Origin of the sequence: Microcoleus sp. T3_A4, assembly GCF_036700465.1 — a bacterium.
Lineage (GTDB): Bacteria > Cyanobacteriota > Cyanobacteriia > Cyanobacteriales > Microcoleaceae > Microcoleus.
Window position 1 is genome coordinate 41,718 of record NZ_JAUBOY010000007.1, and the last position, 14,017, is coordinate 55,734.

At 47.9% G+C, this 14,017-nt stretch carries 8 protein-coding genes; 6 read left to right on the forward strand and 2 right to left on the reverse strand.

The genetic code is table 11. The annotated features are described in order from the left end of the window. The first annotated feature begins 75 nt into the window (after window positions 1-75). The 3 genes from QUA07_RS05845 (at window position 76) to QUA07_RS05855 (ending at window position 4,050) form a co-directional block, all read left to right on the forward strand. Window positions 76-243: a hypothetical protein gene (locus tag QUA07_RS05845; RefSeq protein WP_333323331.1), complete on the forward strand. Its 168-nt coding sequence runs from the start codon at window positions 76-78 to the stop codon at window positions 241-243. Between the two features lie 290 nt (window positions 244-533). Next, a complete protein-coding gene (locus QUA07_RS05850) occupies window positions 534-2,972 on the forward strand; it encodes an SdrD B-like domain-containing protein (protein WP_333323333.1) in 2,439 nt (812 codons plus the stop codon). Window positions 2,973-3,189: 217 nt separating this feature from the next. Next, window positions 3,190-4,050: an SDR family oxidoreductase gene (locus tag QUA07_RS05855; protein WP_333323334.1), complete on the forward strand. Its 861-nt coding sequence runs from the start codon at window positions 3,190-3,192 to the stop codon at window positions 4,048-4,050. Between the two features lie 621 nt (window positions 4,051-4,671). On the opposite strand, the gene QUA07_RS05860 is transcribed toward QUA07_RS05855, so the two are convergent. Further along, a complete protein-coding gene (locus QUA07_RS05860; RefSeq protein WP_333323336.1) occupies window positions 4,672-5,700 on the reverse strand; it encodes a hemerythrin domain-containing protein in 1,029 nt (342 codons plus the stop codon). 399 nt (window positions 5,701-6,099) lie between these two features. On the opposite strand from QUA07_RS05860, the gene QUA07_RS05865 reads away from it, so the two are divergent. Next, window positions 6,100-7,365 (forward strand): pitrilysin family protein, encoded by a 1,266-nt coding sequence (locus QUA07_RS05865; RefSeq protein WP_333084602.1) that lies wholly within the window; start codon window positions 6,100-6,102, stop codon window positions 7,363-7,365. Between the two features lie 255 nt (window positions 7,366-7,620). Further along, window positions 7,621-8,889: a pitrilysin family protein gene (locus QUA07_RS05870; RefSeq protein WP_333323338.1), complete on the forward strand. Its 1,269-nt coding sequence runs from the start codon at window positions 7,621-7,623 to the stop codon at window positions 8,887-8,889. 356 nt (window positions 8,890-9,245) lie between these two features. On the opposite strand, the gene QUA07_RS05875 is transcribed toward QUA07_RS05870, so the two are convergent. Further along, window positions 9,246-11,510, reverse strand: coding sequence for a patatin-like phospholipase family protein (locus tag QUA07_RS05875; RefSeq protein WP_333323340.1), 2,265 nt, complete (start codon window positions 11,508-11,510; stop codon window positions 9,246-9,248). Between the two features lie 629 nt (window positions 11,511-12,139). Here QUA07_RS05875 and QUA07_RS05880 point away from each other — a divergent pair. Then, window positions 12,140-13,960, forward strand: coding sequence for an efflux RND transporter periplasmic adaptor subunit (locus QUA07_RS05880; RefSeq protein ID WP_333323341.1), 1,821 nt, complete (start codon window positions 12,140-12,142; stop codon window positions 13,958-13,960). Window positions 13,961-14,017: the final 57 nt, after the last annotated feature.

Sequence of the window (14,017 nt, forward strand, 5' to 3'; positions counted from 1 at the left end):
CTCGATCGCCCCGAATCCCAAACCGCAGATAAAAATTAGGAAGAGGTTAAAGGGCGATCGCGTGATACCCTATTGTTGGCAACCTCCAAAGCCAAGCCAGAGTTCCGGGAAGCCCAAAGCTGGCTTGTATATGAGGAGCAAGATTCAGAGACAGTATCATACCTGTTTTTAGGAATTATCAGACAATTCCCCAAGTGCGATCGCCCTCGTGGCATGGTCGCTCAAGTCACCGAGGTGCAGTGAGTTTTAACGTTGTTCCAGCTCAAAACAGCAAGTGTCCACGGGCAGAAGAACTCCGGGCGCAAATCTTGAAGATATTGCGCTCAAATTGCCACAGCTATTCAAAACCTGATATAATCTCGTGCGACAAAGCTGGAGTAAGCCTGATGTTAGATGAGGAACCTTCGAGCAACGTAGACGTATGTATGATTGAGTAGCGATCGTCAGTCGCTAGCAGCAGCTAACTGCTGATTGACAAAGTGATACAGTAGCCTGTAGCTTACGTAGATTTAGGTGTGAAGGAACAGAAAATCATGGCAGAAAAAAGTGCTAGTCAGGTAACTCCTGTATTATTTCCAGTAGTGTTACCGCCAACCATCAATTTTGGCAACGCTCCTGCGGGTATCCAGGGTACCAAGTTCAACGACCAGAACCTCAACGGCATTCGAGAGCCCGGCGAACCGGGGCTCCCCAACGTCCAAATCTTTATTGACACCAATAACAACACCACTGTCGATCCAGGTGAACCCTCGACGTTGACAAACCCCAGCGGAAACTTCATATTTCCAGGCTTGCTTCCAGGCACCTATACAGTCAGGGAAATCCCGCCAGCCGGTTTCAGCCCGACAACTCCCAACCCAGTCGTCGTCACCCTCGCGGGCACTAATGCCACAGTGTTGTTCGGCAATGGTCGCGTCCCGGAAGGTCAGATTATTGGCTGCAAATACCTCGACGTAGACAACGACGGCTTTCGAGACGGGAGTGAACCCCCGATGGAAAACGTCAGAATCTATATCGATGCCAACAACAACGGTCAGCTAGATACAGGGGAACGCACTACCTTAACCGATAGAAACGGCGAGTTCCGATTCACTGGTTTATCGGCTGGGCTGTACCGGATTCGGGAAGAGCGCGCCAACGGGCCGGGCACTGAACCGTTAGAAAGAGATTTTCCCCAAAGCACTCCCCCCGGCAGCACCCCCCTGCTTGACGTGAACCTCGGCCCTGGCGAAACCTGGGCCTGCGCTCAAGTGGGCAACACTCCCCTGTACGAAATCCCGATCTTCAAATTCCGGGACAACAACGCCAACGGCATACAAGACTCCGGCGAAGTTGCCCTCGAAGGCATCCCGTTCATCCTCGATTTGAACCGGAACGGCAGGACAGACGCGGGCGAACCGCGACTGTTAACTGGGCCTGATGGTAGGGCTACCTTCAGAGATTTGAAAGCTGGCAGCTACTCAGTATTGGAAACCTTTGAAACCTTCATACCCAACCAGCCGCCAATTGCAACTACGCAGAACCCGGTAGAAGTCACAGCCCCCGGGCCCCAATCGCGGCAGCAGGGCACGCTGCCTTTCATAGTCGCAGATAATAGTGTTCCAGGCGGCCAGCGGATCGTTGCGGCGAACTTCCCGCCCCCGTTCCCGCCGGTCAACCCGGAACCTGCAGTCTTCTTCACCCCGATTTTGGTAAATCCAGGTAGCGGTGCTGTCGGGAATACGCGCCCCAACATCACGGTCTTCAAATACAACGATCAGAACGCTAATGGTCGTTACGAACCGGCCAACACTCTACAGGAAGTGGGCATTCCCGGCATCACGGTCTACCTTGATGCCAACGACAACGGCGCCCTCGACACAGGGGAACAGTCGCTAGTAACTGATGCCAACGGGCGCGGTGCTTTCACCAACCTGGAACCGGGCAATTATGTGGTTCGGGAAGTGCCGCAAGCTGGTTTTAGTCCTACTACTCCGGATCGGGTGCAGTTCAACATCAGCACTCAAGATGCCAACGTTGTCTTTGGCAACACCCCCAACAGCCGCATCACTGGGTGCAAATTCCAAGACTTGAACGGCAACGGCTACCGAGACGGCTTTGAAACGCCGATCGCAGGGGTCACAATCTACCTCGACAGCAACGGTAACGACGCCCTTGATGCCGGAGAAGCAAGTACCGTCAGCGATCAGTTCGGTCGCTGGGAGTTTGGCAATTTGACCCCCGGTATTTACCGAGTCCGGGAAGTGGTGCCTTCCAATTCTTTCCAAACTACTCAACCACTGGACATCGTTTTGGGCGCAAACCAAACGTTTACTTGTGCTTTGGTGGGCAACGGCCAGTTCTTTAACTATCTCGGAGGAAAATTCCGGGACGACAACCGCAACGGCCTTCGAGATGAGGGCGAACCTCCTTTGGAGGGCATCCCGTTCACCTTGGATTTCAACAACAATGGTCGCTACGATCCTGCTACCGAGCCTCTGGTGAGGAGTAATGCTCAGGGCGAGGTTCTGTTCACCAATTTAGCTCCAGGCAACTATTCCCTATTGGAAGTTTTCAACGCTCCGGGCGTTGCCAACCCATTCCCCATTCCGACAGGGCCTAATCCTGTTACGTTCTCGGTGCCGGGGCCAAATACTTTTGTAACGCCGATCGGCGTGTCGGCGCCAGGCTCAACTGGTGCTAGCACCGATCCGTTGACTGGCGGCACGGGTGTGGTAACTGGTTCTAGCATCTCCGATGATCCTCTGAATAACCCCGGCCGTTCAGCGGCGGCTCTGGTATCGGACAACAGCATCAATAGCTTGCTCGTCGAGGAGAAGACCATGATGAGCTTTGATGGCATCAACAATTGGATAATAGAGTCGGCGAGTGCGGTGACTACACCGGTTGTAGGTGTTGATAATCTCGACAAAAACTTATTTGCGATCGCTGATTTTAAGACTGATTTGGTGCCTCTGCCGTTTCAATCTTAAGTTGGGTTTCTAGTTCGAGACTCAGCAATTAGCAATTAGCTTGTTTAAACTGCACGTCAAATGATCTTTTGGCGTGCTTTTTGCTGTTGTGACAATAATAACAAGCGGTTTCGATCGCCCAAACTGTCTTTAGTAGTAGGGCACGATCGGCAAAAAGAGCGATTCCCTAGTTCCAGAAAACCTTTATTTATAGAGGTAGAACGTAGAGGAATATGTTATGCCAACTCAACAACAAACCAATCCGGCTCAACATCAAGAACAGCAACCCGGTATTGAATCGCAAATGACCCCGCAACCCCAATCCTTTGCAGAGGGATATCGCGGTAGCGACAAATTGCGGGACAAAGTAGCCTTAATTACCGGCGGAGACAGCGGTATCGGGCGTGCAGTGGCTCTTGCCTTTGCCAAAGAAGGCGCTAACGTGGTCATCAGCTATCTCAACGAAGATGATGATGCCAAAAAGACCAAAGAGGCGATCGAACAACAAGGCCGGCGCTGTATTGCGATCGCCGGCGACATCGGCGACGAAAACGTCTGTCAAAACCTTGTAGAACAAACAGTTAAAGAATTCGGACACCTCGACATCCTTGTCAACAACGCCGCCGAACAGCATCCCCAAGAAAGCATTGAAGATATCACCGCCGAACAATTAGAGCGCACCTTCCGCACCAACATTTTCTCAATGTTTTACCTCACAAAAGCCGCTCTCAAACACCTCAAAGAGGGAAGTGCAATTATCAACACTACCTCTGTCACCGCCTACAAAGGCAATCAACAATTATTAGATTACTCCTCCACAAAAGGAGCAATTGTTGCCTTTACCCGCTCTTTGTCTCAAAGTTTAGCTGAGAAAGGAATTCGCGTCAACGGAGTCGCCCCCGGCCCGATTTGGACGCCTCTAATTCCTGCAACTTTCTCTGAAGAAAAAGTGGAGAAATTTGGTGCAGACACGGCCTTGGGACGCGCCGGTCAACCCGATGAAGTTGCCCCTAGTTTTGTGTTTTTAGCTTCAAAAGATTCGTCTTACATGACGGGTCAAATTTTGCATCCCAACGGCGGATCTGTGATTAACGGGTAGATTTGGCGCGAGTTAATATAAAAATAACCGCATTTTGTCGGAGAACTTTCACCCACAACCTGTGACTATAACTCACAATCTAAATAAACCCGCCCCCACAACCACGTTACCTAGGGCGGGTTTATTCATTTTTTTAGTTATATTCAATCTGCTAGCATCATTGGGTGTAACATACAGTCAACAGTGATGCCCACTTAGCTTCGCCGAAGGGTCAACAATCACGGACGATGCAAACGAAATTGATACAATTAATCTGCGTTAATCTGTGTTGATATGCCCTCATCTGCGGCAAAAAAAAAGAATTGCTGAACCGCAGATGACAAGGGATTGACGCTGATTCACGCAGAGGTCGAGAATAGATAGATAAATAATTCCGATGCTATAGCAGTCCTAAATCATTTGTGAATTTCTTACTCCCTCCCCAAGGCATCGGGGAGGGTTGGGGTGGGGTAAAAAATTTACGACTCCTGCAAGCATTGCTAAAACAGATTTGATATTAGTTTGTGAACATTGGTGACGTTTATACAAAACAGTCATCCCGCTACGTGGGTAGCGGGATTGATAGGTTGCAGTTTAGCTAGTTTTGAACCCAGCTAGAGCTACAATTAGCTCGCTGCGGAATTAGCTCATGTTAGCCATTTCTTGCTGCATCGTGCTTTTGGCTGCTTTGAATTGAGTAGCCATTTGTTCCATTTGTGCTTCGCTCAGGTTGCGGCGAATTTGAGGGAACATATCGTTTTCTTCTTCTTTTACGTGATCCTGAACCGCTGTTTGGAGCTGTTTGATTTGGGCTTTGAACTCAGGAGAACTCGGGCTCATTGACTTAATCTTGGCGAGCATTTGCTTCATTTCTGCTTGCTCGTCGTAGAGTTCTTGAGTGTTGCTGTAGTAGCTGCGAATTGCTGGGTAAACAACTTGTTCTTCGGCTTCGGCGTGAACGCTGAGGTCTTTGTAAAGTTGACCGAAGAATTCTTGTAGTTTTTGAGGATCGTCGGTGCTTGCGATTTCCATAAATAGGGTATCGGCTTTGCGGTGATCCATTGAGATGATTTCGGTGATGTTCATCTCATCTTTGGTGCGGGTAACTGCACCGCCGATGATGCCGGTCATTGCTGCCATTGCATCTTGTACGCGGGCCCAAACGCCTTGGTCGGGGTCTTTGCCGGTCAGTTCGCGTACTCCTAAAATTTCCAGAACTCCTTTGAGTTGTTCTTGGTGAGCGCGGTTTTCAAAGTTAACTGTGTTGAGGGGGGTAATAGCAGCTTCGATGTCGGCGCCGACTACTTGAGCAGCTTTGTGAATTAACAAACCAGCCATTGTTTGTTTGTGTTTGAGCAGTTCGTGCTGAGCGACTTTTTCAAACAATGTGAGTTCAGAACCTTGCATGAGTTTCTGAACTTCTTCAATCATTTTTGTGCTGGTTTCTTTGGGTTCGGCTTGAATGCCGTATTGCACGATCGTAGTTTCTAATACGCCCAAGTTTTTGCGATCGTCTTCGAGCATATCCCGGAAGCGCTGGGCTAGTTCGGAGTCGTTGCAGGAATTGATGAACAATTGCTCGTTGGCGATCAACAGGTTTTGCAGCGCTTTCATGTCTGCTAATTTCATCGCGATCGCTTGGCGCTTGGTATCTTCTAGGGTAGCTACCATCTGTCGTTTCTCCTCTCAATGTCTTTAGTGTTCTTACATCTCTTAATTTATTGATATATTCTGATAACATCCTCTTTCTCCCGACTGATTCATTAATATCCCGCGCAACCTATTGACTTTTAAACCAAGAAATGATAGTTAATTAAGGCTAAGGTCGTTTTTTAAAAAAGCAAAAATTACCCTTAATAACTGCCAACTGACCACTGACAACTATTAAGTGACAACTACCAAGTGACAACTGCCCACTGATAACTGCCCACTGTCCACTGCCAACTGCCAACTGCCAACTGCCCACTGCCCACTGACAACTGACTTTTGTATCAATTAATCCCGATCGCAGAGCTGTAAAGCGCTACCATAGTTGCAGCCGAAGTTAACTAAAGTTTAAGAATAACTAGCTTGTCTCAACTGCTCACTGCTTTAGAGTTCCCAGCCAATGTCTGGAAGCTGAATAATGGGTTAACGGTCATTCACCAGCGGATTTCGGCCACACCGGTGGTCGCGCTAGACGTGTGGGTGAGGGCTGGCGCTACGCTGGAGCCGGATTCTTGGTCAGGAATGGCTCATTTTTTAGAACACATGATATTTAAAGGGACGGATTCGATCGCCCCTGGAGAATTTGACCAGGTAATCGAAAATCGCGGTGGTGTCGCCAACGCAGCTACAAGTCACGACTACGCCCATTTTTTCGTCAACGCTGCGGCCGATTATTTAGCAGAAACAGCGCAGCCACTGGCAGAATTGCTGCTGCGGGCTTCGATTCCGGATCAGGAATTCGATCGCGAGCGAGATGTTGTGCTCGAAGAAATCCGCCAAGCTCAAGACAATCCCGATTGGCTCGGTTTCCAAGCCATGATGGAAACAGTTTACCAGCGGCATCCCTACAGGCGATCGGTACTGGGAACGGAAGAACTGCTGATGTCCCGAACTCCCTACGAAATGCGCTGTTTCCACCGATCTCACTATCAGCCGGAAAATATGACTGTGGTGGTAGTCGGGGGAATTGATGAACAACAGGCCAGAGATATTACGGGGAAAGCATTCGAGCAGTTTTCGGATCGGTGGGATTGTCCCAAATTAACCGCAGAAGCCGAACCGCCACTGATAGAAATTCGCCGTCAGGAACTCTGTCTCCCCCGATTGGAACAAGCGCGGCTGATGATGGCCTGGACGGGCCCGGGAGTTGAACACTTGCAAAGTGCTTGCGGCTTGGATTTGCTGTCGGTGTTGCTTGCAGACGGGCGGACTTCGCGTTTAGTCAGGGAACTGCGGGAAGAATTACAATTGGTAGAGGCGATCGAGAGCACTTTCTCGTTGCAACGGGAATCGAGTTTATTTACTATCAGTGCAGTCTTGGACGCGAAGGATATTGAAGAGGTGGAATCTCGGATTTGCGATCGACTTTGGGAATTGCAGTCTGAGCCGGTTTCCGAGGTAGAATTGCTTCGCTGTAAGCGTTTGCTGTGCAACGATTTTGCTTTCTCGCTCGAAACGCCGGGACAGTTAGCCGGTCTTTACGGATATTACAATACGATCGCCACTGCAGAATTAGCGCTTAGCTATCCCACCAGGATTAAAGCATTTGGCCCATTAGACCTTCAGCGCCTAGCTCAACAATATCTTTCTCCCCGCCGCTATACAGCCGTGGTACTCAAACCAATCTAATAACGGTTGACGGTTGACGATTAATTGAAAAAAGGTAAGAGAAGACTTGCAGCTAAAATAGCAAGAGCGATGGTTACATTAAGTCATCATCGTTTTAAGCATATTAAGCATATGTCATACAAAGTAGATTTAGGTGGATTCCTAGATTTACCGGGTTAAATGTATCTGTTACTGTGGTCAACAATCAACAGCGAACAGTCAACAGCCAATAGCGAACAGCCAACAGTCAACAGTCAACAGTTAACAAAGAATTCAATGAAAAATGAAATCCAGCGCACGGTTTTAGACAACGGTATTGTTGTCTTAGCAGCAGAAAATCCAGCAGCAGATATTATTGCAGCTAGGATATTCCTGCGGGCCGGCAGTCGCTACGTGCAGCCGGAACAAGCAGGATTGTGTCACTTGCTGTCGGCGGTAATGACTAAGGGAACCGATCAACTGTCTTCGCTGGAAATTGCCGAGCGTGTAGAATCGGTGGGAGCGAGGTTGAGTGCCGACTCTACTACAGACTATTTTTTAGTGAGTTTGAAGACGGTTTCTGCGGATTTTGAGGAGATTTTGGAGTTAGCGGCGCAATTGACCCGATCGCCCAATTTCCCGGAAGCTGAAGTCGAACTTGAACGCCGCATTGCCATATCGGCAATTCGATCGCAACAAGAACAGCCATTTGCGATCGCCTTCGAGCAATTGCGGCACGCTATGTACCAGGAACACCCCTATGCTTTTTCTCCCTTGGGCACGGAAGCTACCATGTCAAAGCTCACCAGAAACGAGCTCGAACAGTTCCACAAAACCTATTTCCGTCCCGATAATGTAGTTATTTCGGTAGCCGGCAGAATATCCACCGAAGATGCGATCGCCCTGATCGATCGAACTTTTGGGGACTGGAAAGCGCCTTTAACACCCCTGCCAACTTTAACCGTCCCCCCCCTGTCACCCTCCCCTGAATCGGTCGTTACGGCGCAAGATACGCAGCAATCAGTGATTATGCTGGGCTACCTGGCACCCTCGGTCAGAAATCCCGATTACGCAGCGATTAAGTTGCTGAATACTTATTTGGGTAACGGTTTGTCGAGCCGATTGTTTGTGGAATTGCGGGAAAAGCGGGGCTTGGCTTACGACGTTTCCGCGCTGTATGCGACGCGCTTGGACACGGCTCAGTTTGTTGTGTACATGGGTACTGCGCCGGAAAATACAACGACTGCTTTTGAAGGATTGCGTGCAGAAGTCGATCGACTCGCCAACACCGAACTAAGCGAGGAAGAATTGCAAGCTTGCAAGAATAAAATGCTCGGTCAATATGCTTTAGGAAAACAAACTAATTCGCAAATTGCCCAAGTTTTAGGTTGGTACGAAATTTTGGGATTGGGAATTAAATTTGACCAGCAATTTCAAGAAGAAATTGCACAGGTGACAGCTTCAGAAGCGCGGGATGCTGCTAAGAAATATTTTGTAGAACCCTATGTTTCTTTGGTGGGCCCGGAGGCGGCGATTACAGAGTTGGGTGTAGTGGCTGTTTGTTGAGTAGGCAATTGGCGATCGAACTTTTGAAAAGTTCGATCGATGCGATCGCAGACAAAAAGACTTTTTGCTTAACAATTATTTGTGTTTTGCGATCGCTTTTAACCTTTCCAAACTTAACAACAAAGCCAACTATTATTGCTTGCCTTATCTAGAACTGACACCGACAAGCTCAACGGACTTTTCGCTGGTAGTATAAAGTTCCGGTTGAGCTGTTGCAAATAACACTCGTAGCACCACCAGCAACTTTCAACAATCCACTCCAACCGAATTGTTAGGTTGCGCCGTTAGCTTAAGGATTCCACGCTCCGCCTTTGGTAAATAGACAGTAGGTGTAGATGGCTAGACATTAGCTTAATCTAACTCAAATCGTTGCCAATCGATGTGATCACACAAAGGTTATGATTGTCATCCATAACCACCCGACCGTTTGCAATGGCTTGTCGGAATTTTTTGATATCACAGGGTCTTGCTTTGGGGTCAGGTGTCTGCTGATCGATAAAGTCCCTTGAGTGCTTAGAGATGAGCCAACCCAGAGGCAACTTAACGCCATCACCTGACTTTTTCAGGAACAAGGTTCTGAATTTATATTTGAGTGGATCATCAATCCCATCATTGACCGTGAATGTAGACAACTCAACAGCACTACGGCTGCGGGACTTGCGCGCACTAAACAAGGCACGAACTGGCGATAAAGCCTCGTTCAGTCCTTCACTCTTGAGTTGAGTTGTAGGCTCGTTAAATTGCCCATCAATTAAGGATAGGTAGACAATTTCAAAGGTTGTTCCGTAACCCTTAAGTCGCTGTAAGCTGCGCCCAATGTCCAAAGCAGTAGGAATACCAGAATTATCAAAATAACCGCCATCAGCCAAATGCAATTTACTTTTGTCCTTACTGCGTTGGTACCACCCTACAGGGGTGAAGTAGGGAAAACGAGCACTGAGGCCAGCCGCTGTACTCAGTTTCAAATCTAGATCGGGTTCATCAATGGCAATATTTTCTTTGTTGGGCAAGTTAATCTGAAAGGGGCTGATCACCAGGCGATCGCCAGTTTCGACAACAGTTGTGTTGAGAACCAGTGCAGGGGCGATGCCCTGGGGCTGCCAGTGTTGGTAAAAAGACTGCCGCAAGGGATTATCTTGATTTGGAAGAGACAGCTTATCCCAAGCTTTTTCAAACGCAACTTCCAGACCTCTTCCCCGATCCCAATCGTATATTGGGAAAAAGATAAATCGTTGAATCAGGTCAGGGAATAGCCCCATCGTTAGGAGGGGCGTAAGCAAGTCACTGCTAAACAGTTTGCTAGCCGTTTGGCTAAGGGATTTACCACTAATTCCACCAAATTTCACCAAACTTGAAAAGGCAGAAGCCCCCAAGCTACCGCCAGAAACACTACTGATTGCAAATATATGCTGAGGAAAACTTGGAAAATATTCTGTTACCTTTGTGAAGGCTGTCGCTGCATGATAAGCGGCATAGATACCCCCACCTTGAGCCGCAGCGATATAGACAGGATAGGGTTTATTTGAGAATTGATCGAGATCGGGGCGATTAGCTAACCATTGCTGAAAACTAGATTCTAAAGCTGGAAGGACTGACTTTTCGGGTTTGCTAAACTGTCGAAAGCGATGATTGTCATTAAAATTAAAATTGCTAGAAACAACAATCAACACGATGAGAATCGTAATCCCAGGTATTTTGGTTTGCAGACCCCAGTCGTAAATTGTTGAAAAAACAACCACCACAATCGCCAATGATATTGCCACCACACTAATTGAACCCAGCCGATCTGGAAGAAATGTTGGAGGCAATATCAACCCTAATGCGAGGGAGGCCAGCAGAGAAATTGAACAAGTCCTAACAACTGTAATTCGTGATTTTACCGTGTGTTGCCAAGAAAACAGCGCCACATTAAAAAATACGAGCAACAGAAAAACCGCAACTAAACCAAAAGACAACTGTGAATCTTTTGCTGCCACGATCATAGGCAAAGATAAAACAATAAAAACAAAGCAGGCTAGATTAACAAAGATATTTTCAAATTTTTGCCCAAATAGACCTTCCCCCTTCTTATTAGAGGCAAAGGAACCTAGGCACTTTGAGTCTTTTAAAATTTCAATACGTTTTATTATTAAATAAGATAAAATTACTAATAAAACTATATTGCTAAACATCCACACTAGCAAAAAATTTTTGGGAGTAGGATCTGATAAGTTATGCAATGTGTTTTGGGTAGCCCAATTGCCATAAGCAAGGCTACCCAGTGGTATAGCACCTAGCAAACGAGGTGCATTTTTGTAGAAGCAATCGAATTTTGGCTTGTAGAATTCAGGAAGACGAGCTTCATAGCATTTCTCATGTAAACGTGCCGCGAACCACACACCAAGTGAAAGCAAAACAACAAATACTGTAGAAAAAACTGCCTGAGATACATTCTTATCGAAAGCAATTACACGATAGACCTCAATGGTTTGATCGATCTGGGTAAAAAAATACCAAGCTGCGATTGCAACTGTCAGAGGCACTCTTAAATATATCAAGAACTGCACGATGGGTTTAAGCTGGTTTTCAAAGCAATTAGAAAATTTTTGACTTAATTTATTTCTGTTATTAATTTCAGCCATATATCACTACCCAATGACTTTAAGGGAACATCTGTATCTTGAAATAACTGCAACCTAACGCCTAAATTGAGCGGAAAACGATCGCCTCTGACTCAAACCTCAAATATTGCGAGTTTGTCAGATCCAATGATTCTTTAGGCATCGATCGCTTAACAATTATTTATGCTTTGCGCTCACCGATAACTTCAGCTTGACTAAAATCATAGGTGTTTGTCCGCTCCAATGATTTGTTATACCTCGATCGCTTCAATAGTCCGGACTGTTTTTAGTTCTTAGGCTGAAACCCTCGATTTTCCGTTGGTAGTTCGATCGCCGAATCGCCTTGAAACCCTTATTCTACGGTTGGCAATCAAAAACTGTCCGAAGTATTGTTAACAATTATTTATGCTTCGCGATCGCCAGCCCAAAATGCTCACTCATCCCAAAAGTCGTGGTGTGACACGCTCGCTGGTGCCAAAGGTGGGATAAATTTTAGCGTGAGGTTCTTTCTCTAGAGTCATGTTTAAGTCGTCCAGGACTGTGAGTGACTTGGCGCCACCACAAACGCAAAAACTCGATGAGACTTAAATTGAACGTTTTCGGTTCCCGATGGGTCTAAATTGAACAGACGCCCGATCGGTCTAATTTATATGTACTTAGTAAAGCACTTTCAGATTAAAAAAGAGCTGACTCCGTGGCTTAGCGGACTCCTGGCCACATCCCTGCTTGCAGGAGTCGGCTACACAGCTTACAGCCAGTTAACAGTCAAATCCAGCCGCGAAACCAGAGGCAGGGAAAAAACCGTTGCTGTCGAAAGGGTGAACCTGCCGATTACAATTTCGGCAAACGGCACAATTGTGCCCGAACGTTCCGTTAACGTCAGCCCCAAAACTTCAGGAATGCTCAAAAGTTTGCTTGTCAAGGAAGGAGATAAGGTTGAACAAGGGCAGATTCTCGCCTACATGGATGACTCCAACCTCCAAGGCCAACTTACCCAAACTCGCGGACAACTCGCAGCCGCAGAAGCAAACCTGGAAAAATTGGTCAACGGCACTCGATCGCAGGATATTGCTGTGGCTAAGGCAGTGTTAGCAGAACAACAGGCAAGTCTGGAAAAATTGGTCAACGGCAATCGCACCCAAGACATTGCTGTAGCTGAGGCAGCGTTAGCAGAACAACAGGCAACGTTGCAAAAATTGCTCAACGGCAATCGAACCCAAGATATTGCCGTAGCTGAGGCACAACTAGCTGAACAACAGGCAAATTTACAAAAATTGCTTAAGGGCAATCGCCCTGAAGACATCGCACAAGCGATCGCCCAACTCAGAGATGCCGAATACGCCAAAAACCAAGCAGAGGAAGACTTTCAGAGAAATCAGGAACTCTATAATGCTGGAGCCATTGCTTTGCAAGTTGTCAACAACTCCCGCACGGCGCGCGATCGATCTCAAACGCAAGTCAGGCAAGCCGAACAAGCTGTAGCTTTGCTGCAAGCGGGTGCTCGCCCCGAAGAAATCGCTTCTGCGCGGGCTGCTGTGGAGCAAAAACGGCAAGCTTTGACCCTGGCGCGATCGGGGGCACGCCCGGAAGAAATCGCTGCGGGGCGGGCCGCTGTGGAGCAAAAACGGCAAGCTTTGGCCCTGGCGCGATCGGGCGCACGGCCGGAAGACATCGCTGGGGGGCAGGCCGCCGTCGAGCAAAAACAGCAAGCTTTGGCGCTACTAGAAGCCGGTTCTCGCCCGGAAGACATCGCCCAAGCCCGCGCTCAAGTTCTCGCCGCTAGAGGCAGCCTGCAAAGCGTTCAAGCGCAGGTTAACGACACTGTACTGCGGGCTCCTTTCACCGGCACTGTTACCCGCAAGTACGCCGATCCGGGCGCTTTTGTGACTCCCACGACGGCAGGTAGTGCGGTTTCTTCGGCGACTTCTTCTTCGATTTTGTCCTTAGCTTCCAAAAATCAATTAGTAGCAAACGTAGCAGAAACTAATATTTCTCAGATTCGGATGGGCCAGGCTGCGTCTATTCAAGCCGATGCTTTTGCGGGAAAGACTTTTACAGGTAAAATCACTCAAATTTCGCCTCAGTCGATCGTCCAGCAAAATGTGACAAGTTTTGAGGTAAAAGCGGCAATTATTAATGATGATAAACAAATCCTGCGATCGGGCATGAATGTGAATGTTGAGTTTAAGGCTGGTGAACTTAAAAATGTTTTGGTAGTTCCGACTGCGGCAATTGTCCGCCAACAAAGGGAAACGGGGGTTTTTGTTGCGGGTGGAGAAGATGGTAAACCTGCTTTTATGCCGATTAAGACTGGTATGACGGTGGATGATAAGACGGAAGTGCGATCGGGTTTGAAAGGAAATGAAAAAGTGCTGCTTAGTTTCCCTCCGGGATTGCGGCCTAGATCCCAAAATCCATCGCCGGGCGGGATTCCGGGTTTGCAACCGGGTGGGGGAACGCGCTTGCGTTAGTTAGTCCGCGCAGTCGGGGCTAGTTGGTTCGTCGTAGAGTCCGCCAGGGATTGAAAT

Coding starts and splice junctions, on each gene's coding strand:
- QUA07_RS05860 (WP_333323336.1), bottom strand. CDS start 5,700: ATGGTAGCTACCCTAGAAGATACCAAGCGCCAAGCGATCGCGATGAAA.
- QUA07_RS05880 (WP_333323341.1), top strand. CDS start 12,140: ATGTACTTAGTAAAGCACTTTCAGATTAAAAAAGAGCTGACTCCGTGG.
- QUA07_RS05850 (WP_333323333.1), top strand. CDS start 534: ATGGCAGAAAAAAGTGCTAGTCAGGTAACTCCTGTATTATTTCCAGTA.
- QUA07_RS05875 (WP_333323340.1), bottom strand. CDS start 11,510: ATGGCTGAAATTAATAACAGAAATAAATTAAGTCAAAAATTTTCTAAT.
- QUA07_RS05870 (WP_333323338.1), top strand. CDS start 7,621: ATGAAAAATGAAATCCAGCGCACGGTTTTAGACAACGGTATTGTTGTC.
- QUA07_RS05855 (WP_333323334.1), top strand. CDS start 3,190: ATGCCAACTCAACAACAAACCAATCCGGCTCAACATCAAGAACAGCAA.